Source organism: Phreatobacter aquaticus (genome assembly GCF_005160265.1).
GTDB classification, from domain to species: domain Bacteria; phylum Pseudomonadota; class Alphaproteobacteria; order Rhizobiales; family Phreatobacteraceae; genus Phreatobacter; species Phreatobacter aquaticus.
On the sequence record NZ_CP039865.1, the window covers coordinates 3,217,897 to 3,240,014 of the forward strand.

Genomic DNA, 22,118 nt, shown 5'->3' on the forward strand with positions numbered 1-22,118 from the left:
CCCGTTGAACCAACCGAACGGACCACAGCCATGACCCATTTCCGTCTCGATCGCCGGTTCCTGCTGCGTGGCGGCCTCGTCGCCCTTGCCGGCGTGGCGCTTGGCGGCTGCGAGTCGCTGCAGGACATCCCGTCCATGTTCGAGCGCCGCAATCCGCCGATTCCCGGCAATCGCGAGGACGTGTTCCCCGGCGGCGTGCCGGGCATCGACCAGGGCATCAACCAGCCGGCCAATTCTTCGCCGCCGCCGGCCCAGGCTCCCGAGGCCCAGCAGGCACCGGCCGAACAGCCCACATCGCGCCGCCGGCGCAGCAGCGCCGCTGCCGCGACCGCAACCAACTGACAGGCAGCCAGGCCGCCATCATGCCCTTCACGCTCGCTATCGTCGGCCGGCCCAATGTCGGCAAGTCGACGCTTTTCAACCGGCTCGTCGGCAAGCGCATCGCGCTGGTCGATGACCGGCCCGGCGTGACCCGCGACCGTCGCGAAGGCGATGCACGGCTCGGCGACCTCGAATTCTCGATCATCGACACGGCCGGCCTCGAGGAGGTCAAGGACGCCTCGCTGGAAGCGCGCATGCGCGCCCAGACCGAAGAGGCGATCCGGCTCTGCGACGCCGTCCTGTTCATGGTCGATGCGCGCGTCGGCCTGACGCCGGCCGATCATGTCTTCGCCGATCTCGTCCGGCGCTCCGGCAAGCCGGTGATCCTTGCTGCCAACAAGAGCGAGGGCAAGGTCGGCATGGCCGGTGCCTACGAGTCGTTCGGGCTCGGTCTCGGCGATCCCGTGCCGCTCTCGGCCGAGCACGGCGAGGGCATCAATGAACTTTATGAGGCTCTGGCGGCGCTGATGCCGGTGCCCGTCTATGACGACGAGGAAGAGATCGAGGATACCGGCGAGGACATCGTCGATGATCCGAACAAGCCGATCTCGGTCGCCATTGTCGGCCGGCCGAATGCCGGCAAGTCCACGCTGGTCAATGCACTGATCGGGGAAGAGCGCATGCTCACCGGCCCCGAGGCCGGCATCACCCGTGATGCCATCTCCGTCGATTGGGACTGGGGTGGGCGCAAGTTCCGCCTGGTCGATACGGCCGGCCTGCGCAAGCGCGCGCGCATCGACGACAAGGTCGAGAAGCTGTCGGTGGCCGATGCGCTCAGGGCGATCCGCTTCGCCCAGGTCGTCGTTGTCTGCATGGACGCCGAGAAGCCCTTCGAGGACCAGGATCTTCGCATTGCTGATCTCGCCGCCAAGGAGGGCAGGGCGGTCGTGCTCGCCTTCACCAAATGGGACCTCGTGCCCCACAAGGGCGGCAAGGCGGCGAAGCTGCGCGAGGAGGCCGACCATTGGCTCCCGCAGATCAAGGGCTGCCCCGTCGTGGCCCTGTCAGCGCAGACCGATCAGGGGCTTGATCGCCTGATGACCGAGATCATCGCGGCGCGCGTGCCGTGGCAGAAGCGCATTCCGACCAATACGCTGGTGCGCTGGCTGCAGGAGACGACGGATCACCATCCGCCGCCGGCCGTCTCGGGTCGTCGCATCAAGATGCGCTACATGACCCAGGCAAAAACTCGCCCGCCGACCTTCGTCGCCTTCTGCTCGCGTCCCGAGGCGCTGCCGGAGAGCTATCTGCGCTACATGGTCAACACGCTGCGCGAGAGCTTTGACCTGCAGGGAACGCCGATCCGCTTCCATCTGAAGAAGACGGACAATCCTTATGCCGAGACCGGCCGCAAGATTCAGTGACGTGGCGCGTCAATCGTTCCCGCAGTTTCAACGGTAGACAATACGCCATTTCGTGAAATTTGCAGGCTGGCCGATGTGTGGCGTTGCTGCAACGGTATTTGACGCCGATTCTGATATTCTTCAGTCGCTCCAGGAACGCTTGGCCTGGATAAAGCTGCATTGAGGATATGGAATGAAGAAGCACCTTCTCCTGGCGTCCGCCCTTGTCTCGGCAAGCGTCCTCTGCGCGACGTCTGAATCGTTTGCCCAGCAGATCAATCGCTCTCCGGCTCCGGTCGCCGTGATGAGCTGGACCGGTTTCTATGCCGGCGTTCAACTCGGCTATGGCTGGCAGGGGCAGGTCTCCAATCAGGTCTATGCCGACCCCACTCTGGTGGCTGGCGGTTCGAGCATCGGTGCTGTCTACGGAGCGGGCGGCGTTGTGGGCGGCGCGCATGTTGGCTGGAACTATCAGCTCAACAGCCTGGTTCTCGGCATTGAGACCGATCTCGATCTGGCAGGCATCCGGCGCAGCCAATCGCCGCTGCTGTCATATTCGGTCGGCACAACACTCGACCCTTCGGGCACGAATGCTGGCGTCGCACGTGTCCAGGCCGACTGGCTCGGCTCTTTGCGGGCCCGGTTCGGTGTTCTGGTGTCGCCGAACCTCCTGCTCTACGCAACAGGCGGTCTTGCCTATGGCGGCTTGAAGAGCTCGGTCGTTGCCGATGGTTTGGTCAGTCTCGCTCTCAACCGGACAGCGGTCGGCTGGACGGCCGGCCTGGGTGCCGAATGGGCCTTCTCGCGCAACTGGACGGCCCGGCTTGAATATCGCCATATCGAGTTGGGTACCCAGCAGCTGAACATTCCGGCTGGCGTCATCAGCAACAATGCCGCCGTCTACCGCTCCAACCTTGGGCGCTTCGAGGTGGTGCGCGCGGGTGTCAGCTACCGTTTCTGAGCTGCAGTCTGTCGCGCGTTCGATGCCGCCGGATCATGTCCGGCGGCATTGCCCGTTTGGGCGCTAGCTGCCCTTCTTCAGGGCTTCACGCCGTGTCTTGAGGGTTGCGGCAAGGCTGCCGGAGAACGTGTGGTTGCCGACATGGTCGAGTGACGCCGCGAGATCGCACCAGACGGTGTGCCCAAGCCCGCGCCAGCGACGGAAGAAGGCATGGTCTTCGGCAACGAAGGTCCTGGTCTCCGGGTCGACGAAGGGGTCGAACAATCCGTAGAAGTGGCCGGCGGTCTGCGGCGTCACATAATGCGGGATGTCGGGCCGGTATTTCAGGTCCGGCAAGGACGCGCTGAGGGCCTGCAAGGCGTCCCGGCGGATCAGGAGAAGCCCGGCTCCCAGCGCCTGAACGGGTGCGAAGTCTCCCCGGAGACCTTGTGGCAGCGCTTCGCCGCTCATCACTTTCGGATCGTCGAACACAACGGAATAGTCCTGGACCGCGCGATGAAAGTCGTCGAGATCGCGGGGGGCGAAACGCTGCGTCCGTTCGTTCGGATAGGACTTCTTCGGGTAGGCGGCGCCCACGACCGGTTCGCCGAACTTGATCAATCTCAGGATGGTTGCCGGCTGGAATCGCACATCGGCATCGATGAAGAGCAGGTGGGTCGCATCGCGGTCGCCGAGCACGTCAGCGACAGCAAGATTGCGCACCCGCTGCACCACGGGGTCGCCCGGCAGGAACAGGAAGCGCGCCTCGATCTTGGCCGCGCGCAGTGCGCGGTCGAGCGCGATCAGCGAAGCCGCGCAGTCGGTATAGAGCTTGCGGTCATAGGCCGGTATCGCGATGACAATCTGGGTCTTTTCGGAAGCCATTGAGGGACCCTTCATGACAGCGCCCGCTCCAATGTGAGCGGGCGCGATGGTGCGTCTAAGGGGGACTTTAGCAGCTTCGCTGAAGCGACGGCTATGACCCAACCGCCAAGGGCTCAGTAACCGACGGTGAACCGCTTGCGGCTGTGCTTGGGTGTCTCCAACTCGTCCACCAGAGCGATCGCGAAATCCTCGGCCGAAATGGCGCTGTTGCCGGCGCCGTCGACGAGCAGATTGTCCAGGCCGAGCCGGAACTTGCCGGTCCGCTCACCGGGGCTGATCACAGCCGAGGGCGACAGGAAGGTCCAGTTGAGGCTTGCCTCCGTCTTCAGGAGGTCGAGGAAGACACCGCCGGCCTTCGCTTCGGCGAGATAGATTTCGGGGAATTGCGGTGTGCTGAAGAGCTGCACGCCGGGCGCAACCTCCAGGCTGCCGGCACCGCCGACGACCAGATAGCGCGGCACGCCACTGTCCTTTGCAGCCCCGATCAGGGTGTCGGCGTCGGAGGCGAGATAGTGAACCGAGGACATCACCGCATCATGGCCGGCATAGGCGGTCGCAAGGGCCTTGCGGTCGAAGGCGTCCACGGCCTTCGGGGTCACGCCCGGCAGCACGGCGATCTTGTCGATGTTGCGGGCGAGCGCCGTGACCTGATGGCCGCGGGACGAGAGTTCGGCGAGGATGCGCGATCCGATCATGCCGGAGGCGCCGAGCAGGGCAACTTTCATTGAGTGTCTCCATGTGGTAGTAACCGATGGCGACTAGGTGCAATAAGGTGAGCGACCTGTAAAGAAGGCACTTTTTGGTCACGAGGTCACCTTGGAGGAACCGCCCATGCTCAAGCCGAATGTCTTCAACGCCCAATGCTCGACACGAGTCGTCCTCGACCGTGTTGGCGACAAATGGGCCGTTCTGATCCTGATCCTGCTGCACGACGAGCCCCAGCGCTTCAATCAGTTGCGCCGCCGGATCGACGGGATCTCGCAGAAGATGCTGTCACAGACGCTGAAAAGCCTGGAGCGCGATGGCCTGATCAGGCGCACGGCCTTCGCGACTGTTCCGGTCACGGTCGAATATGCGATCACGCCGCTTGGCCGGACCTTGCATGCCGCAGTCGATGCCCTGCGCATTTGGGCGGAGGCCCATCTCGGCGAGGTGCAGAAGGCGCAGGCGCGCTACGACTCGGGTGACGCTGTCAGCGAGGCTGCATGACCCGTGTCTGGCCGGCCAGTCTCAGGCCGGTTCCTGGAAGCTTTTCAGTGTCTTGGTGGGATAGTCGAACAGCTTGCCGGTGAAGCTGACTTCGGGAAGGCAGAGCGACAGGATGGCGCGGGCCGGCTCTTCCGGCTTGTCGAGCGTCTCCGGATCCTCGCCCGGCATGGCCTGCGCGCGCATGGCGGTGCGGATCGGGCCGGGATTGAACAGGTTGACCCGGATGGCCGTCGTCTCGGTCTCGGCGGCGTAGGTGCGGGCAAGCGCGTCGAGCGCCGCCTTTGTCGCCGCATAGGGCCCCCAATAGGCACGGCAGCGCCAGGCCGCGCCTGAGGTGACGAACACCGCGCGCGCCGCATCGGCAGCCTGCAGCAGCGGATCGAACGAGCGGATCAGCCGCCACTGCGCCGTCAGGTTGATGCCGACGATCTGGTCCCATTCCTTCGGCGCGACGTGCCCGAGCGGCGAGATCGGTCCGAGGATCGCCCCATTGGCCACCAGGACGTCCAGCTTGCCCCAGCGCTCGTGAATGGCGAGGCCGAGACGGTCGAGACCGTCACCGTCGCGCAGGTCGAGCGGCACCAGCGTCGCTGGCTGCCCCCCCTGTTTCTGGATCTCGTCGTCGAGGGATTCCAGCCCGCCCTGGGTGCGCGCCAGCGCCACGACATGAGCGCCTGCGGCGGCGAGCGCCAGCGCGGTCGCCCGTCCGATGCCGCGGGACGCGCCCGTCACGCAGGCGATGCGCCCGGCAAGTGGCCTGTTGGTCATGGCAGGTGAATTCCGGCTCAGCTCGCTTCGGCGAGCAGCGACAATTGCTTGGCGCCTTCGCCGATCAGATCGGTGATCGTGGTCGGATAGTCGCCGGTGAAATAATGGTCGGTATATTGCGGGAGAGCCGCGTTGCGGCCGGTCTCGCCAAGTGCCCTGTAGAGCCCGTCGACCGAGATGAAGGCCAGGCTGTCGACGCCGAGATAGTCCTTCATCTCCTCGATCGACATCTTGGCAGCCAGGAGCTTGTCCTGGTCGGGCATGTCGATGCCGTAATAGTCCGGGAACTTGATCGGCGGCGAGGCGATGCGGAAATGCACTTCCCTCGCGCCGGCATCGCGCATCATCTTCACGATCTTGCGCGAGGTCGTGCCGCGCACGATCGAATCGTCGACCAGGATCAGCCGCTTGCCCTCGATCACCGCCTTGTTGGCGGAATGCTTCATGCGCACGCCAAGCTCGCGCACCGACTGGGTCGGCTGGATGAAGGTCCGGCCGACATAGTGATTGCGGATGATGCCGAGCTCATAGGGAATGCCGGAGGCCTGGGCATAGCCGATGGCCGCCGGCACGCCGGAATCGGGCACAGGCACCACCACATCGGCTTCCACGCCGGCCTCGGCCGCCAGGTTGGAGCCGATCTGCTTGCGCAGGCCATAGACATTCTTGCCGTCGACGATCGAATCCGGACGGGCGAAATAGACATATTCGAAGATGCACGGCCGCTTCTGGCGGGGCGGGAAGGGCTTGATCGATTCAATGCCCTTCTCGTCGATGATCACCACTTCGCCATTGGCGACCTCGCGCACGAAGCGCGCGCCGATGATGTCGAGGGCGACCGTCTCCGAGGTCAGGATATATTTGCCGTCGAGCTCACCGATCACCAGCGGGCGGATGCCGAGGGGATCGCGGGCGCCGATCAGCTTCTTGTTGGTCATGCCGACAAAGGCATAGCCGCCTTCGATTTGGCTGAGCGCGTCGATGAACCGGTCGGAGAAGCGGTTGCGGCGCGAGCGGGCGACCAGATGCAGGATTACCTCGGTATCCGAGGTCGCCTGGTAGATCGCACCATCGGCGATCAGCCGGCGGCGCAGCGTCAGGCCGTTGGTCAGGTTGCCGTTGTGGCACGCAGCGAAACCGCCGGTCTCAAGCTCAGCGAACAGCGGCTGCACATTGCGCAGGATATTGCCGCCAGTGGTGGAGTAGCGGGTGTGGCCGATGGCGTTGTCGCCGGGCAGGCGCTCGATCACCTCGCGGCGGGAGAAATTGTCGCCGACCAGACCGATGCGGCGCTCCGAGTGGAAGCGCTGGCCGTCGAACGACACGATGCCGGCTGCTTCCTGACCGCGATGCTGAAGGGCATGGAGCCCCAGCGCCGTCAGGGCCGCGGCATCCGGATGCGCGAACACGCCGAACACGCCGCATTCCTCGTGAAGCCGATCGGCCTCCGCGTCGAAGGCCTCACGATCGACCTCCTGGTACGCATGCTCCAGGTCCGCCTCGTGATGGCGGATGTCCATGGGTCGCGTCATGACGTCCTCGTCTGGGTCAAGGGTCCGATCGTCGGCCCATCGCGATATATGCGGGCCGATACGTCGGTTGGAAAGGTCGGTCCACCCCATGCACGGCGGCCATGCGCGCCAGGCGCGCATGGAGAGTGATCAGGGCCGGCGTGCCGGCGGCTGGGCCGCTGGCGGCGCGGCCGGCGGCGTGGTGCCATCGGCGGGCGGTGTCGCGGGCTGCGCGCGATTGAGGCGCTTGAGGATGTCAGACCCTTCAATGTCCTGCGGCAACTGGGAGATCAGCCAATCCTTGGCGCTGTCGAGCACCACGAAGGACTTGGCCTTGGTCATCCAGTCCGGGCGATTGGTGTTCGGCACCAGCCAGGTGAAGAAGGCGAAGGCGACGACCACGATGACCATGCCGCGGGCAAGGCCGAACAGGAAGCCGAGCGAGCGGTCGAGCACGCCGATCTTGGAATCGAGGATGGCGTCCGAAATGCGGATCGTGATCAGCGAGACCACCACCAGGACCGTCAGGAACACGCCCGCAATGACCACAGCCTTGGCGGCGAGCTCGTTGGGGATCTGGGTCTGGGCCAGCGGCAGGAGCCTCGGAAAGGCCCACCATGTCGTGAGAGCCGCCAGACCCCAGCTTGCAATCGACAGGACCTCGCGAACAAAGCCGCGCACCATGGCGAGAAGCGCCGAGATCAACATGATCACGGCGAGGCCTATGTCGAGATAGGTGACCGGCATCGGCGGTGGCTCCGGGGCAGCTTTGACTACGAGTCGTGTGCGCGCGACAGTCGCGCTTATAGCGGGGCGATGGTCGTCCGTCACCCCGTCAGAATCCCGCAAGATGTGCATAAAGTTTGGGCTCGCCACCAAAGCAGGCGGCGGCGATCATCGGCGTTGTTGCATTGCACACGGAGCCGCCATGATCACGCGCCGAAGCCTCGCCCTCGCGCCTCTCGCGGCCATGGCCCTTGCCGCCCCGGCCTTGGCCCAGACCCGCACGAAAGTTCGGTTCTCGCTGAATCTGCCGCGCAACGGCTCAAACCTGGCCTTCCTGTTCGGTCGCGACCGCGGCTATTTTGCTGACGAAGGCATCGAGATCACCGACATGGACCCGGCAAGCGGCTCCGATGCGCTGACCCGTGTGGCATCCGGTGCCTATGACGCGAGCTTCGCGGACACGACCGGCCTTCCGGATCTCGTCAGCCGGGCGCCCGATGCGGCGCCTCTGTCGGTCTTCAATATCTTCCGCGTGACACCAGCGTCAGTTGTCACCTGGTCGAAGGACAAGCTGACCAAGCCGGCCGACCTCGTCGGCAAGACGCTGGGTGGACCGATCACCGACAATGGCTATCGCCTGTTCCCGGTCTTCTTCAAGGTCAATGGCCTCGACCCCGCGAGCGTCAAGTTCAACAACATGGACCTGCGCATGCGCGAGCCCGCGTTCATCCGCCGCGAGGTCGATGGCGTCACCGGCTTCGATTCCACGATCTGGCTCAATCTCAAGCTGCTTGGCGTGAAGCGCGAGGACATTTCCATCATGTCCTATGCCGCCCATGGCCTCGACATCTATGGCAACGGCATTCTCGTGAGCCGCAAGTTCCTGCGCGACAACGAAGCGGCGATCCCGCCACTTCTGCGCGCCGTGGCGAAATCCTGGCGCGAGGCCGCGAAGGACCCGAAGGCTGCGGCAGCCGTGCTGACCAAGATCGACCCGATCATCCGCGCCGATATCGAGGAAGAGCGGTTTCGCTGGGTTCTGGAGCATCAGGTGATGACGCCGGAGACGGCAGCCACCGGCATCGGCCCGGTCGATGTCGGGCGCCTGCAGAAGGGGCTCGACCTGCAGGTCGAGGGCTTCGGCTTGCCGGCGAAGATCCCGGTCTCGCGCATCTGGTCGGACAAGTACCTGCCGGCACTCGATCAGCGGAAGATGGCGTGACAGCGCTCAGGCCGGCGGCCCGAGCCGGATCGATTTCGGCGATGACACACCCATCGTGACATAGATGCTCATCAGCTGGTCCATGCCGACATCCGCCTGGACCACCCAGCTCGCCGGCACATAGATCAGGCCGCCACCGATCGGCACCGGTGCCGATGGGACGAGGATCGCGTGATAGCTTTCCTCGCCGACCATGATCGGCTCCGGCGTCGGCAGCAGGGCCAGCACGGCCGCGCCCTTGTCGCCGCCGAAGAACACCCAGACCGGGCTCATCGACTTCAGTCCGTCGGCATCCTTGCGGTCGACCATGGAGACGAAGCGCCGCGACAGGTCATAGACAGTGCCGATCAGTGGGATGCGCCGCATGATCTGGTCGAGTGCGGTCTCCAGGCGCTCCTGCAGCACGGTGGCCACAAGGCCCAGCAGATAGATCACCGCCACCATCACGCCGATGCCGATGAGATAGGCGATGGCCGCGGAGCTGGAAAAACCGAAACCGATTGATGTCAGGAAACGGCCGACGAAGGTGCCGGGCCCGACGAAGCCATAGACCAGCGTCACCGTCCAGACGACCAGTGCCACCGTGACCGCCAATGGCAGAAGCAGGAGGACGCCTGCCAGAAACACCCGTTTCATATTGCCCATCTCTCCGACCGAACCCCCGGAAGCTCTCGACGCCACACACAATGTGTCGGCGATCCGCATGGCGTCCAGATGGCGGGCTAGTCGTCCGATGATTTCGTGCGTGGCCGGCCGACACCGGAAGCCGCAATATCGGCGACCAGGGTGGAGAGGCCGGTAACCGCCTGGGTCGCCAGACCCGGCTCGGACGGTTCGCCCCGCGCGACGTCCGGCACGACGGCCTTGGTGAAGCCGAGCTTCTTGGCTTCCTTCAGTCGCGCGGCGGCCTGCGCCACCGGCCGAACGGCGCCCGAGAGGCTGACCTCGCCGAAATAGACCGAGTCCGCCGGCAGGACCGCGCCGGTCAGCGAAGAAACCAGTGCCGCGGCAACGGCGAGATCGGCGGCGGGCTCGGCAATCCTGAGGCCCCCCGCGACATTCAGATAGACGTCGTGGCTGCCGAGGCGGACGCCGCAATGGGCATCCAGCACGGCGAGCACCATGGAGAGCCGCGCCGGATCCCATCCGACCACGGCGCGGCGCGGCGTGCCAAGTGTCGAGGGTGCCACCAGCGCCTGGATTTCCACCAGAACAGGCCTTGTGCCTTCCATGCCGGCGAACACCGCCGTGCCGGGCGCGCCGAGATCGCGCCCCGCGAGGAACAGTTCGGAGGGGTTGGGCACCTCGCGCAGGCCCTTGCCGGTCATTTCGAACACGCCGATCTCGTCGGTCGGGCCGAAGCGGTTCTTCACGGCGCGCAGGATGCGGAAATGGTGGCCGCCTTCGCCCTCGAAGCTCATGACCGCATCGACCATATGCTCGACCACGCGCGGGCCAGCGATCTGGCCATCCTTGGTGACATGGCCGACCAGGATGACGGCCGCGCCCGACTTCTTGGCGAAACGGATCAGCACCTGGGCTGCGGACCGCACCTGGCTCACCGTGCCCGGCGCGCTCTCCACCTTGTCGGTCCACATGGTCTGGATTGAATCGATCACCACGAGGCGCGGCACAGGCCCTTCCGACAGGGTGGCGACGATGTCCTCGACATTGGTCTCGGCTGCGAGTTCCACGGGGGAGGCGGTCAGGCCGAGCCGATCGGCGCGCAGCCGCACCTGGCCGACCGCCTCTTCGCCCGAAATATAGACGACCCGATGGCCCATCCGGGCGAGACGGGCGGAGGCCTGGATCAGCAGGGTCGACTTGCCGATGCCGGGATCGCCGCCGATCAGGATCACCGAACCCTTGACGAGGCCGCCGCCGAACACGCGGTCAAGCTCACCGACCTGCGTTTCGGTGCGGGGGGCCTGGTCATTGACGCCATCAAGGCCGGCCAGCGCGAAGGTGCGGCCCTTCGAGCGCGAGGAACTCTTGACCGGTGCGCCGCCGACCCCCGTCGCCGCCACGCTCTCCTCGGCAATCGTGTTCCAGCCGCCGCAGCTCTCGCACTTGCCCTGCCAGCGGCCATAGGTGGCCCCGCAGGACTGGCAGACGAAGGTGGATTGAGCCGCGCGCGCCATGGGGTCCCGTTGATTCCGCCGTGCTTATGGCACGGATTGGCGTGAGATCAAAACGAGAACATGTTGGTTGTTTCTAGCGCCCCCAGCGCTCCAGCTCACCGATGCGCTCGTTCATCGCGTCGCGCACGCAATTGGCGATATCGGCTGACCGGCGGCTGGTCACCATGGTGCAGGAATTGCGGGTCTCGATCCATGCCCGCTGGCTGTCCCGCAGCGATTGCCCTGCGACTGCCTGCGCCCGGCCACCGGCCGCCCGATAGGCCGCCGCAACCGAGCGGTCCAGCCCATGCAGCGAGGGATTGGCGCAGATGACATATTCCGCGCCGACCAGGTCGGGCGTGCAGCGGAAGCTGGGGCCTGTCTGGGCGAGGGCGGGTAAGGCGACAAGTCCCGACAGGCAGGTCATGGCGGCGAGAAGGAAGCGCTTCAACACGTCAGTCTCCGGCGAAGGTGAAGTCGGAAGGGACTCAGTGCGCGACAACCCGATGGTAGCGCCGTCCGAGTCCGGTCAGGATCTCGTAGCCGATCGTGCCGGCGGCCTCCGCGATATCGTCGACGGTGATTCCGTCGCCGATCAGGGTCGCCAGATCGCCGCGCCGGATCAGCCCGGCTTCGGTCACATCGATCGCCAGAAGGTCCATGGATACCCGGCCGGCCAGCGGGCAGACGACGCCGTTGACCCTGGCGGAAGCGCCGGATTTCCGATCGGTGGAGCCCGCGCCGCGCAGATAGCCGTCGGCATAGCCAACCGAGACAATGGCTATGCGCGACAGATGCGGGGCGCTCCATGTCGCGCCATAGCCGATCGTCTCGCCAGCCCGCACTTCGCGCACCTGGATGACCGGGGCCGCCAGCGTCACCACGCCCTCCAACGGCTCGCGGTCGGCGCGAAAGCGGCCGCCATAGAGCGCGATGCCCGGGCGCACGAGATCGTGGCGGGCGGCGGCGCCGAGCGTGCAGCCAGCCGAATTGGCGAGCGAACCCGGAACACCGGGGTAAAGACCGCGAACCTGTGAAAACCGGTCGATCTGCTTCGGGGTCAGGATATGGCCGGGCTCGTCGGCGCAGGCGAGATGGGTCATCACCAGCGCCGGCTCGAAATCGAGGTTCTGCGGACCTGGCTCGGCGAGCAATGCCGCCTCGGCGAGGTCGAGGCCCAGCCGGCTCATGCCGGTGTCGACGTGGATGGCTGCAGGCAGCCGCCTGCGGACCGTACGGCAGAAGGCCGAGAAGGCCTCGATCTCGTCCCGGCTGCCCAGCACCGGACGGATGTTCAGGCTGGCATAGAGGTCGAGCGCACCCTCGAACAGACCGTTCAGGATGTAGATCACCGCCTCAGGGCAGACCTGGCGCAGGCGCCTGGCCTCGCTCGGATGAGCAACGAAGAAGGTCCGTGCGCCGGCAGCAGCGAGCGCCGGGCCGGTGGTCTCGATGCCGGTGCCATAGGCATCGGCCTTCACCACCGCTGCGCATTCGGCGCCGGTCGTCATCCCCGCGATCCGCCGGTAATTGCGGGCGATGGCGGCGAGGTCGATCGTCAGCCGGGCTCCGGCTTCGCTGGCGGCAATGGTCATGATGCTATTCAAACCGTTCCGGCAGGCGTTCGTCCTCGGCGAGGTCCGAGAACCGGGTGACATTGGCCTCGAATTGCAGCGTGACTGTGCCGGTCGGGCCGTGGCGCTGCTTGCCGATGATCACTTCGGCCTTGCCATGCACACGGGCCATCTCATCGCGCCACTTGATGTGCTCTTCCGTGCCGGGCTTCGGCTCGCGGCTCTGCAGGTAATATTCCTCGCGAAACACGAACATCACGGCGTCGGCGTCCTGCTCGATCGAACCGGATTCACGAAGATCGGACAGCTGTGGGCGCTTGTCGTCGCGGCTTTCCACCTGACGGGAGAGCTGGGAGAGCGCCAGGATCGGCACGTTCAGCTCTTTCGCCAACGCCTTGAGGCCCGTAGTGATCTCGGTCAGCTCCTGCACGCGGTTCTGGTTGTTCTTCGACGAGCCCGACAGCAGCTGGAGATAGTCGACCACCATGAAGTCGAGCCCGCGTTGGCGCTTCAGCCGCCGTGCACGCGCGGTGAGCTGGGCAATCGAGATGCCGCCGGTATCGTCGATATAGAACGGGATCTGCTGGATCTCGCGGGCGGCTTCCGTCAGCCGGTAGAATTCCTCCTCCTGGATGTCGCCGCGGCGGATCTTGTAGGACGAAATCTGCGCCTGCTCGGCCACGATACGGGTCGCGAGCTGGTCGGAGCTCATTTCGAGCGAGAAGAAGCCGACAATGCCGCCATTGACGGTCTTGTTGGTGCCGTCAGGCTCAAGATCGAACTTGTAGGCCTTGGCGATATTGAAGGCGATGTTGGTGGCGAGCGCGGTCTTGCCCATGGCCGGGCGGCCCGCGAGGATCACGAGATCGGAGGGCTGCATGCCGCCGAGCGTCTTGTCGAGATCGCGCAGCCCAGTCGAGATGCCGGAGAGCTTGCCGTCGCGCTGATAGGCTTGGCCCGCCATGTCGATGGCGCGGGTGACGGCATCGGTGAAGCGCTGGAAGCCGCCGTCATATCGCCCGGTCTCGGCGATGGCGAAGAGATTGCGCTCGGCCTCCTCGATCTGCACCCGGGGTGGCATGTCCACCGGCGCGTCATAGGCGACATTGACCATGCCCTCGCCGATCTGGATCAGGTTGCGCCGGATCGCCAGGTCATAGATCGAGCGGCCGTAATCCTCGGCATTGATGACAGTGGTCGCCTCCGCCGCCAGCCGCGCCAGATACTGGGCGACCGTCATGCCGCCGATGTCGAGCGTCGGGTCGAGGAAGGTCTTGAGCGTCACCGGCGTGGCGAGCTTGCCCGAGCGGATCAGCTGCGAGCCGATATCGTAGATCTTTTGGTGCAGGGGGTCGAAGAAGTGCGGCGGCTCGAGAAAGTCCGAAACCCGGTAGAACGCCTCGTTATTGACCAGGACAGCGCCCAGCAAGGCCTGCTCGGCCTCGATATTGTGCGGAGCCTGGCGGAACGGCAGGTCGGCGGAGCCGATGGGGCGCAGGGCGGGCAGGGCGGACATGACAGGCTTTCGACCGGACGAATGGGTTCGGGGCGATTGGTCTAGCAGGCCGGGGCGGCAATCGGCAGTCGGGGCGCTTCAAAAACAGTCGCCTCCACCCTTGATCATACTCTTGTGCTCGATTCTCACAGCCCACGAAAAGACCTGGCGCTGGAGCCCATTGGCCATTGACTCCCGGTCACACCCGTAGTCGCCCCCCAATCCCCAGGAGCCGGGCGATGCCGGATGTCAGGCCGGGAACACCTGACCAAGCAACGCTGTCCCGGATTGAAGCGTTGCCGATGTAAACGCCGCCAATTCACAGCTGGAAAATGGCGCATTTGGGCATTTCCTTGGCAACCGAACGTTAACACTAACGTGCGATCCCTTATGTGATCCCGCAAGTGCGGTGAACCATTCGTAAAAGGGGCGCCCCTCCAATGTTCAAGCGTATCGCACTTCCCGTGGCCGCCCTGGCGGCCTTCGCATCGTTCAGTAGCGTTCAGGCCGCCGATCTCGGCGGCGCCGTGCTGCGTGGTTCGGAAGTTGTGGCGCCTGCCTACGCGCCGGACATGTGGTCAGGTGCCTATGTCGGTGGCCAGATCGGCCTGCAGACCATCCACAATTCCGGCTCTCACAGCAACGCCACCAACGGCCCGCTGGCCGATGGCAATGGCACGCTGCGCTATGACTTCAACTACGATTACGCCAAGACCGGCTTCAGCTACGGCCTGCACGCTGGCTATCAGCGGCTGTTCAACTCGGTGCTGCTCGGCATCGAAGCCGACATCGAAGGTCCGATGAACGCCTTGTCGTCATCCTGGTACGCGGGCAATCCGGACTTCGGCGCCGGCAACTTCTACCAGCAGCGCATCCAGTCGAACTGGCAGACGTCGATCCGCGCGCGCTTCGGCTTCGTGCACCACGCCACGCTGTTCTACATGACCGGCGGCGTCGCCATCGCCAACTTCAAGTACTGCACCGTCATCGACTCCTGCCAGGGCAACGGAGCCCAGCACGTGGTCAAGTTCAACTCGACCCGCATCGGCTGGACGGTCGGCGCCGGCTTCGAGCACAAGCTGAGCTACAATTGGTCGGTGCGGATGGAATATCGCTATTCCAACTACGGCTCGCGCAACTGCTTCTCGGCTGACGCCTGCTCGATCAACGCCAACTCCTCCGACATCGCCAACAAGGTCGAGAGCCACGCTGTGCGCGTCGGCGTCAGCTACCTGTTCGGTGCGCCGCCGGTGGCAGCTCCGATCATGGCTCGCTACTGAAGCCTCGAAGAGGGGCGCTCGCCGCCCCTCATTCGCTTCGTCCCACATGAAAACGCCCGGCCGATTGGCCGGGCGTTTTTGTTGATCTCTCCAAGGTGACGAGGGCTCAGCCCTCGTCGCTCTCGCCGCCGAACTCTTCCGGATTGAACGTCTCGAAGGTCGGTTCCTCGGCGCGCTGGGTCAGGTCCTCGCCCTGCACCTGGCGCTCGGCCTCGCCGGTCGAGCGGGCGACGTTGACGGTCACCTTGGCTTCGACTTCCGGATGCAGCACGACGGTCACATGGTGAAGGCCGATGGCCTTGATCGGCGTGGTCAGGTCGACCTGCGAGCGGGCGACCGAGATGCCGGCGGCGGTGATCGCGTCGGCGAGATCGCGGGCCGAAACCGAACCATAGAGGTGGCCGGTTTCGCCAGCCTGGCGGATCAGCACATAGGACGTGCCGTCGAGGCGCGCGGCAACGGCCTCGGCTTCCGACTTCAGCTCGAGATTGCGGGCCTCGAGCTGGGCCTTCATCGTCTCGAACTTCTTGCGGTTGGCTTCGGTGGCGCGCAGCGCCTTGCCGCGGGTCAGCAGGAAGTTACGGGCATAGCCCGCCTTGACGTTGACGACTTCGCCCATGTGGCCAAGCTTGGCGACGCGTTCGAGCAGGATCACTTCCATTGGTCTTCTCCTAGAGTGTGTCTGAAGGTGGTTCTAAAGGCTTGGCGGCGGCGCGCTGCGCCGCGACCGAAGGTCGAAAAGGGTGTCGGCAAGGCCGGCCATGGCGACGAAGATCATCGGCCAGCCGATCACGAAGGTCAGCGCATAAAGGAGGCCGAGCGCGAAGCCGCGCATGCCCCAGCCGCGCGTCATGTCGTGGGCGAGCGCAAATCCAGCCAGTGCGAAGATGGCGAGCCCGACCGACAGCACGATCACCCCGACATGTCCGGGCATTCCCGACAGGAACGAGAGGAGCGAGCCGAACAGCATCGCGCCGGCGGCGGCCTTCGGAAGGCGAAGGCTCGCCAGATCCGGCCAGGGGCGGGGCAGGCGGCCTGAGGCACGCACGATCTTGGCGGCGACATAGAGATTGAGGGTCGTGACAAAGGTCCAGATGATCGCCGCCGCGATCGGCAGGGCGACGGCCATGAAGGCGCCGAGCATCCTCTGCCCGTCGCTGGCCGGCAGCGCCATTGCCGCGAGCGCGCGATCGACCGACTGGCGCAGCGACGCCTGGTAGGCGTCGAAATCGAACCCGAACAGAACGACGATACCGAAAAGCGTCAGCAGCACCGCGCCGAGCCCGATGACGCTGAGGATCGTGCCGGGCTCGGACCAGCGGTATGGCTGGTCATCGTCGGACCGGGCCGGCAGCGTCGCCACCGTCAGGTAGGACAGGATCCAGGCGGGCAAGCCGACCGACAGGAAGAAGAAGACGCCAAGCTGCGAGCGCATCGCGATCGACAGCGCCAATGCGCCGATCGTGCCGGCGAAGGCGCCCGCATAATGGCCCCAGCCGAGGCCGGCGATCAGGACGGGGAGGGCGGCGAAATAGAACAGGACGAGCGCGATCGCACTCCCCGACGCAAGCGTCGCGAAGAGGAGGGCGGACGCCAGTCCGGCGCCGAAGGCGATGGCGAGGGTCGGTCCCATCGTCAGCTGTCCCGCTCGTGTCAGAGGGTTAGGGGCTCATTCCCCAGCTTCAGCCGCGGCGGGTCATCCCGGCACGGCCGACGATCAAAAGGCACTGCACGTCGAAGATGCGATGGGCGGAACCGGCTGGCGGCTCCGCCCGTCGTCAGATCACTTGATCACGTAGGGCAGCAGGCCGAGGAAGCGGGCGCGCTTGATCGCCTGGGCGAGCTCGCGCTGCTTCTTGGCGGAGACCGCCGTGATGCGCGACGGCACGATCTTGCCGCGCTCGGAAATGTAACGCTGCAGCAGGCGCACGTCCTTGTAGTCGATCTTCGGCGCATTCGGGCCGGAGAACGGGCAGGTCTTGCGACGGCGGAAGAAGGGGCGACGGGCGCCACCGGAAGCGGATGCGGCAGTCATGGTCACTCCTCCGTCGCGATAGCGTCGACAACCGGCTCGACATCGGCGCCGTCACGGTCACGGAACCGGCGCGGAGCGCCGCCACCACCACCGCCACCACCGAAGCCGCGGTCACGGCCACCGCCGCCACCGAAGCCGCGGTCACGATCGCCGAAGCCGCGCTCGCCGCGATCATCACGGTCGCGCTTCTGCAGCATGGCCGACGGGGCTTCCTCGAGCTCTTCGACGCGAACGGTCATGAAGCGCAGGATGTCTTCGTTGATCGACATCTGGCGTTCCATCTCCAGCACGGCGGCCGAGGGAGCGTCGATGTTCATCAGCGTGTAATGAGCCTTGCGGTTCTTGCGGACGCGGAAGGCAATGGACTTCAGACCCCAGGGCTCGACCTTGGGAACCGAGCCGCCATTGGCCTCGATCACTTCCTTGTACTGCGTGGCAAGCGCTTCCGCCTGCTGGGCAGTGACGTCCTGGCGCGCCAGGAACACATGTTCATAGAGAGGCATTCGGCCTGTCTCCGGTTCGAGTACCGCTTCTCGTCGGCGCGAAGCCCCTCAAGCCCTGGACAGGCCCGACAGTATTCTCGAAGGCGGAGACACCGGACGACGGCACCATAACAATGCCTGCAAGGCGGACCTTGCCGTCCGTTCAGCCACCAGCCGACCGAAGCGAAGCGCGGCTTATACGCGAAAATGCCGGGGTTTCAAGGGGTGACGCTGCCTTTGCCGGCAGCCGCGGCCTTGAAGGCCCGGGCGGTTGCGGCGGCTCCCACCTCGAACGGCGTGACATCCGACCAGAACCGCGCTTTGAACTTGGCCGCATCGACATGATAGGGCCGGTCCCACTGGAAGCGCATCTCGACCATTCCGCGCAGAAGCGGCACGAAAAGGCCGATCGCGGGCAGCAGCCACAAGGGCAGGGCGCTGATCTTCGGGGTCATGCCGATGGCGCGTGCCCCGATCTCCAGGATCTGGCGCGGTGTCAGCGTCGGCGCCGACGGCATGTGCCACACCTGTCCGAAGGCATCGTCGGTGGCGTCCAGCAGGCTGACGATGGCGCGGCCGACATCCGGCACATAGGCAAAATCGTGCGGCATGTCCGGCGGCGCGATGAGAAAGGCACGCTTGCCCCGCGCGATCGCACCGAAGCCGACATCGCCGATATGGGACAGGCCGACGCCCGGCCCATAGAAGTCGGGCGCCCGCAATGCGGCCACGCGCACCCGACCCGCGGTGGCAGCCGCCATCCATTGCCGCGTGATCTCTGCCCGCACCGCCGGCTTGGCGCCGAAGCTGGTGAGCGGCGTGTCCTCGCGCAGCGGCGTATCCTGCGGCCCGTACATGTAGAGATTGTCGAGGAAGACCATGCGGGCTCCCGCCACCTCGCAGGCTGCCAGCAGGTTTGACATGGCCAGCGGCCATGACTGGCGCCAGACCTCTCCATCATAGGCGAAGCCGATCGTCACCACGACCTGATCGGCGCCGGCCACGATGCGCATCACCTGTCCGGCCTGCAGCACGTCGCAGGCCACGAAATCGACGCCGTCAGGCAGTTCGGCCGGTCGGCTGCGCTGGGCGACGCGGACCTGCCGTCCCTGTGCGTGCAACCGCTCGACGGCGGCCTTACCAACCGGCCCATAACCAAACACCACGATCTGTTCGCTCATGTCGTCCTCCAAACTTGCGATGGATGACCTGTAAGGCGAGGCTGGTCATGACGAAAATGCATTGTTATCATCGTCACCATGCGTGAAGTGAATTTAGCCGGTGTCGACCTCAATCTCCTGCCGCCGCTGGAGGCCTTGCTGCGGCTGCGCAATGTCACCCATGCCGCAGCCGAGGTTGGCCTGAGCCAGCCGGCCATGAGCCGCGCGCTGGCGCGGCTTCGCCATCTGCTCGACGATCCGTTGCTGGTGCGCACCGGCGCCGGCTTCGTTCTGACGCCACGATCCCAGCAATTGCGGCCGGCCCTGGCAGCGGCTCTTGGCGACGTGCGGGGCCTGTTCCGGCAGCCCGACTTCGATCCGGCCGGTGAGCGGCGGATGTTTCGCATCGCCTGTTCCGATTCCCAGGCGATCCTGATCCTGCCGGCGCTTATGGCGCGGCTCGCCCGTGAGGCGCCCGGCATCGACCTGCGGCAGGTGTCCTATTCGACCGATATGGTCCAGCGTATGGAAGCTGGCACCCTCGACCTCGCCTTCGCTCTGTCGACGACACCCTTGCCGCCCGGCGCTCGCAGCGAGGTGGTTGCTCATGACCGGCTGGCGCTGATCATGCGGCGCGGCCACCCGTTGGCCGAAAGGCCTCTGACAATTGCTGATTATGCGGCGGCGGACCATGCCAGCATTGCGATTCTCGGCGATGGCCAGTCGGAGCTCGATGCGACCCTGGCCGCGTCGGGTGTCAGCCGGCGGATCGCGATGGTGACGCCGCACTTCGCGGCCGCGCTGGCGACAGTGGCGGCGACCGATCTGGTGACGACGCTGTCCCACGCCTTCGCGTCCCGCATGGCCGATGCCTTCGGCCTCGTCCTGCGCGAGCCGCCGCTGCCGGAAACGGCCATGACGGTAACGATCGTCTGGTCGCATCTGCGCTCGGGCGATCGCCTGTTGACCTGGCTACGCAGCCTGATCCGGGATGTGTCGGCGGAGGTGCATTCTGAGGGCGGAGCGGGCGCGTGAGCTAACATCGAGTTTGCGGCTCAGCGCCGTCTTGCGCTTGACTCTTGGGGCGCATCCCTCCAATCCCCCGCAACTCTTGAGATCGAGACGTTTGCGGGGAACGCCATGTCAATCGCACTCACCTTTCCCGGCCAGGGGTCCCAGGCTGTCGGCATGGGCAAGGCCTTGGCCGAAGCCTTCCCGCAGGCCCGCGCCGTATTCGACGAGGTCGATGCGGCGCTCTCGGAAAAGCTGTCCGCGATCATGTGGGACGGACCGATCGAGACACTGACGCTCACCGAGAACGCCCAGCCGGCCCTGATGGCGGTCTCCCTCGCGGTAGTGCGCGTGCTGGAAGCCGAGGCGGGCTTCGATATCGGCCGTGACGCGGCTTTCGTCGCGGGCCACTCGCTCGGCGAATATTCGGCTCTCGCAGCCGCCGGCACTTTCTCCATTTCAGATGCTGCCCGGCTTCTGCGCATTCGCGGCAAGGCCATGCAGGCGGCAACGCCGGTCGGCACCGGCGCCATGGCGGCGCTTCTTGGCCTCGACTACGAGGCGGCAGTGGCGGTCGCGGCCGAGGCGGCCCAGGGCGAGGTCTGCCAGGCCGCCAATGACAATGGTGGCGGCCAGGTGGTGGTCTCCGGCCACAAGGCTGCGGTCGAGCGCGCCTGCGAGATCGCCAAGGCAAAGGGCGCCAAGCGCGCGATCCTGCTGCCGGTCTCCGCGCCGTTCCATTGTGCCCTGATGCAGCCGGCCGCTGACGCCATGGCCGAGGCGCTCGCCAAGGTCACGGTCAGGGCACCCGTCGTGCCCGTGGTCGCCAATGTCCTGGCGGCCCCGATCTCCGCGCCGGACGACATCGTCAAGAGCCTGGTCGCCCAGGTGACGGGCACCGTGCGCTGGCGCGAATGCGTCGCTGCCATGGCCGGCCTCGGCGTCACGACATTCTATGAAGTCGGCGCCGGCAAGGTATTGTCCGGCCTCGTCAAGCGCATCGCCGATGGCGCCGCCGGCATCGCCATCGGAACGCCCGAGGATGTCGCCGCGTTCAAGACCGCGCGCCAGGGCTGAGAAAAGGACGTCGTCATGTTCGATCTGACTGGGAAGACCGCGCTTGTCACCGGAGCCACCGGCGGCATTGGTGGCGCCATCGCCAAGGCGCTGCATGGTCAGGGCGCGACCGTCGCGCTCTCCGGCACGCGCCGCGAGAAGCTCGAGGAACTGGCAGCCGAACTTGGCTCGCGCGCCCATGTCCTGCCGACCAACCTGACCTCCCTTGAGGAGGTCGAGGCGCTGGTTCCCGCAGCCGAAAAGGCCATGGGCGGGCTCGATATCCTGGTCAACAATGCCGGCATCACCCGCGACAACCTGTTCATCCGCATGAAGGATGAGGAATGGGACCAGGTGATCGCGGTCAATCTGACCGCCAATTTTCGCCTGACCCGCGCCGCGTCCAAGCTGATGATGCGCAAGCGCTGGGGCCGTATCGTCCAGATCACGTCGATCGTTGGCGTCACCGGCAATCCCGGCCAGGGCAATTACGCCGCCGCCAAGGCAGGCCTCATCGGCATGTCGAAATCGCTCGCCGCCGAGATCGCCTCGCGCAACGTGACGGTCAACTGCCTGGCCCCCGGCTTCATCGAAACGCCGATGACCGATGTGCTGAACGACAAGCAGAAGGAAACGATCCTGACGCGCGTTCCGGCCGGCCGGCTCGGCAAGGCAGATGAAATTGCGGCTGCAACCATCTATCTTGTGTCGGAGGAAGCAGCCTATGTTACGGGTCAAACCCTCCATGTAAATGGTGGCATGGCCATGATTTAACAGGCTTTTTTGCACAATCCCAGGCGCGCTAGTCAAAGCTTGGGGCCTGTGCTAGAGAGCCTTTCGGTTCGGGCGAGGGGCTTCCCGGAGCGATCCAGATTTCACGGCGAAGCGGTTCGCCACCCCCTAGACTTTGAAATGCCGAC

General features: G+C 65.5%; 24 protein-coding genes. 9 read left to right on the forward strand and 15 right to left on the reverse strand.

Going from position 1 to position 22,118, the window contains the following annotated elements:
• Positions 1 to 30: 30 nt before the first annotated feature.
• The 3 genes from E8L99_RS15070 (at position 31) to E8L99_RS15080 (ending at position 2,685) form a co-directional block, all read left to right on the forward strand.
• Positions 31 to 342, forward strand: a complete 312-nt coding sequence (locus tag E8L99_RS15070) for a hypothetical protein (protein WP_137100315.1) — start codon at positions 31 to 33, stop codon at positions 340 to 342.
• 20 nt (positions 343 to 362) lie between these two features.
• Positions 363 to 1,745: a ribosome biogenesis GTPase Der gene (gene der / locus E8L99_RS15075; protein WP_137100316.1), complete on the forward strand. Its 1,383-nt coding sequence runs from the start codon at positions 363 to 365 to the stop codon at positions 1,743 to 1,745.
• 172 nt (positions 1,746 to 1,917) lie between these two features.
• On the forward strand, positions 1,918 to 2,685 hold the full coding sequence (locus E8L99_RS15080; RefSeq protein WP_137100317.1) for an outer membrane protein: 768 nt from the start codon (positions 1,918 to 1,920) through the stop codon (positions 2,683 to 2,685).
• A gap of 63 nt (positions 2,686 to 2,748) precedes the next feature.
• On the opposite strand, the gene E8L99_RS15085 is transcribed toward E8L99_RS15080, so the two are convergent.
• Entirely contained in the window at positions 2,749 to 3,564 is an 816-nt protein-coding gene (locus tag E8L99_RS15085; protein ID WP_137100318.1) for a hypothetical protein, read from the reverse strand.
• A gap of 98 nt (positions 3,565 to 3,662) precedes the next feature.
• A complete protein-coding gene (locus E8L99_RS15090) occupies positions 3,663 to 4,274 on the reverse strand; it encodes an NAD(P)-dependent oxidoreductase (protein ID WP_137100319.1) in 612 nt (203 codons plus the stop codon).
• A 106-nt stretch (positions 4,275 to 4,380) separates the two neighbouring features.
• Between E8L99_RS15090 and E8L99_RS15095 the strand changes: the two genes are divergently transcribed.
• Positions 4,381 to 4,758: a winged helix-turn-helix transcriptional regulator gene (locus tag E8L99_RS15095; protein ID WP_137100320.1), complete on the forward strand. Its 378-nt coding sequence runs from the start codon at positions 4,381 to 4,383 to the stop codon at positions 4,756 to 4,758.
• Between the two features lie 21 nt (positions 4,759 to 4,779).
• Here E8L99_RS15095 and E8L99_RS15100 read toward each other — a convergent pair whose 3' ends face one another.
• The 3 genes from E8L99_RS15100 to E8L99_RS15110 all read right to left on the reverse strand — a co-directional run bounded on the left by E8L99_RS15100 (position 4,780) and on the right by E8L99_RS15110 (position 7,784).
• The gene (locus E8L99_RS15100) at positions 4,780 to 5,526 is read right to left on the reverse strand and encodes an SDR family NAD(P)-dependent oxidoreductase (RefSeq protein WP_137100321.1); all 747 of its coding nucleotides are present in this window, start codon (positions 5,524 to 5,526) and stop codon (positions 4,780 to 4,782) included.
• A 17-nt stretch (positions 5,527 to 5,543) separates the two neighbouring features.
• The gene (gene purF, locus E8L99_RS15105) at positions 5,544 to 7,058 is read right to left on the reverse strand and encodes an amidophosphoribosyltransferase (RefSeq protein ID WP_137100322.1); all 1,515 of its coding nucleotides are present in this window, start codon (positions 7,056 to 7,058) and stop codon (positions 5,544 to 5,546) included.
• Between the two features lie 129 nt (positions 7,059 to 7,187).
• Positions 7,188 to 7,784, reverse strand: coding sequence for a CvpA family protein (locus tag E8L99_RS15110; RefSeq protein WP_137100323.1), 597 nt, complete (start codon positions 7,782 to 7,784; stop codon positions 7,188 to 7,190).
• 181 nt (positions 7,785 to 7,965) lie between these two features.
• Here E8L99_RS15110 and E8L99_RS15115 point away from each other — a divergent pair, with 181 nt between their 5' ends.
• On the forward strand, positions 7,966 to 8,985 hold the full coding sequence (locus E8L99_RS15115) for an ABC transporter substrate-binding protein (protein WP_168201691.1): 1,020 nt from the start codon (positions 7,966 to 7,968) through the stop codon (positions 8,983 to 8,985).
• A gap of 6 nt (positions 8,986 to 8,991) precedes the next feature.
• Here the strand turns inward: E8L99_RS15115 and E8L99_RS15120 are convergent, their stop codons facing one another.
• From E8L99_RS15120 to E8L99_RS15140, 5 genes are all read right to left on the reverse strand, one after another.
• Entirely contained in the window at positions 8,992 to 9,621 is a 630-nt protein-coding gene (locus E8L99_RS15120; RefSeq protein ID WP_252511122.1) for a DUF502 domain-containing protein, read from the reverse strand.
• Between the two features lie 86 nt (positions 9,622 to 9,707).
• Entirely contained in the window at positions 9,708 to 11,126 is a 1,419-nt protein-coding gene (gene radA / locus E8L99_RS15125; RefSeq protein ID WP_137100326.1) for a DNA repair protein RadA, read from the reverse strand.
• A 73-nt stretch (positions 11,127 to 11,199) separates the two neighbouring features.
• Positions 11,200 to 11,559, reverse strand: a complete 360-nt coding sequence (locus E8L99_RS15130; protein WP_137100327.1) for a lysozyme inhibitor LprI family protein — start codon at positions 11,557 to 11,559, stop codon at positions 11,200 to 11,202.
• A gap of 34 nt (positions 11,560 to 11,593) precedes the next feature.
• The gene (gene alr, locus E8L99_RS15135; RefSeq protein WP_137100328.1) at positions 11,594 to 12,700 is read right to left on the reverse strand and encodes an alanine racemase; all 1,107 of its coding nucleotides are present in this window, start codon (positions 12,698 to 12,700) and stop codon (positions 11,594 to 11,596) included.
• Between the two features lie 4 nt (positions 12,701 to 12,704).
• Positions 12,705 to 14,195: a replicative DNA helicase gene (locus E8L99_RS15140; protein WP_137100329.1), complete on the reverse strand. Its 1,491-nt coding sequence runs from the start codon at positions 14,193 to 14,195 to the stop codon at positions 12,705 to 12,707.
• A gap of 419 nt (positions 14,196 to 14,614) precedes the next feature.
• Here E8L99_RS15140 and E8L99_RS15145 point away from each other — a divergent pair, with 419 nt between their 5' ends.
• Positions 14,615 to 15,454 carry an outer membrane protein gene (locus E8L99_RS15145; RefSeq protein ID WP_137100330.1) on the forward strand — a complete coding sequence of 280 codons (840 nt, stop codon included), beginning with the start codon at positions 14,615 to 14,617 and terminating at the stop codon, positions 15,452 to 15,454.
• A gap of 106 nt (positions 15,455 to 15,560) precedes the next feature.
• On the opposite strand, the gene rplI is transcribed toward E8L99_RS15145, so the two are convergent.
• The 5 genes from rplI to E8L99_RS15170 form a co-directional block, all read right to left on the reverse strand.
• Complete coding sequence (gene rplI, locus E8L99_RS15150) at positions 15,561 to 16,115, reverse strand: 50S ribosomal protein L9 (protein WP_137100331.1); 555 nt, start codon at positions 16,113 to 16,115, stop codon at positions 15,561 to 15,563.
• Positions 16,116 to 16,148: 33 nt separating this feature from the next.
• Positions 16,149 to 17,087, reverse strand: a complete 939-nt coding sequence (locus E8L99_RS15155; protein ID WP_137100332.1) for a DUF2232 domain-containing protein — start codon at positions 17,085 to 17,087, stop codon at positions 16,149 to 16,151.
• Between the two features lie 150 nt (positions 17,088 to 17,237).
• A complete protein-coding gene (rpsR, locus tag E8L99_RS15160; RefSeq protein WP_137100333.1) occupies positions 17,238 to 17,489 on the reverse strand; it encodes a 30S ribosomal protein S18 in 252 nt (83 codons plus the stop codon).
• 2 nt (positions 17,490 to 17,491) lie between these two features.
• A complete protein-coding gene (rpsF, locus tag E8L99_RS15165) occupies positions 17,492 to 17,992 on the reverse strand; it encodes a 30S ribosomal protein S6 (protein ID WP_137100334.1) in 501 nt (166 codons plus the stop codon).
• Between the two features lie 197 nt (positions 17,993 to 18,189).
• Positions 18,190 to 19,152, reverse strand: a complete 963-nt coding sequence (locus E8L99_RS15170) for an NAD-dependent epimerase/dehydratase family protein (protein ID WP_137100335.1) — start codon at positions 19,150 to 19,152, stop codon at positions 18,190 to 18,192.
• A gap of 78 nt (positions 19,153 to 19,230) precedes the next feature.
• Here E8L99_RS15170 and E8L99_RS15175 point away from each other — a divergent pair, with 78 nt between their 5' ends.
• From E8L99_RS15175 to fabG, 3 genes are all read left to right on the forward strand, one after another.
• Positions 19,231 to 20,166 carry a LysR family transcriptional regulator gene (locus E8L99_RS15175; RefSeq protein ID WP_137100336.1) on the forward strand — a complete coding sequence of 312 codons (936 nt, stop codon included), beginning with the start codon at positions 19,231 to 19,233 and terminating at the stop codon, positions 20,164 to 20,166.
• A 105-nt stretch (positions 20,167 to 20,271) separates the two neighbouring features.
• On the forward strand, positions 20,272 to 21,219 hold the full coding sequence (fabD, locus tag E8L99_RS15180) for an ACP S-malonyltransferase (RefSeq protein WP_137100337.1): 948 nt from the start codon (positions 20,272 to 20,274) through the stop codon (positions 21,217 to 21,219).
• A 15-nt stretch (positions 21,220 to 21,234) separates the two neighbouring features.
• Positions 21,235 to 21,972, forward strand: a complete 738-nt coding sequence (fabG, locus tag E8L99_RS15185) for a 3-oxoacyl-[acyl-carrier-protein] reductase (RefSeq protein WP_137100338.1) — start codon at positions 21,235 to 21,237, stop codon at positions 21,970 to 21,972.
• Positions 21,973 to 22,118 lie beyond the last annotated feature (146 nt).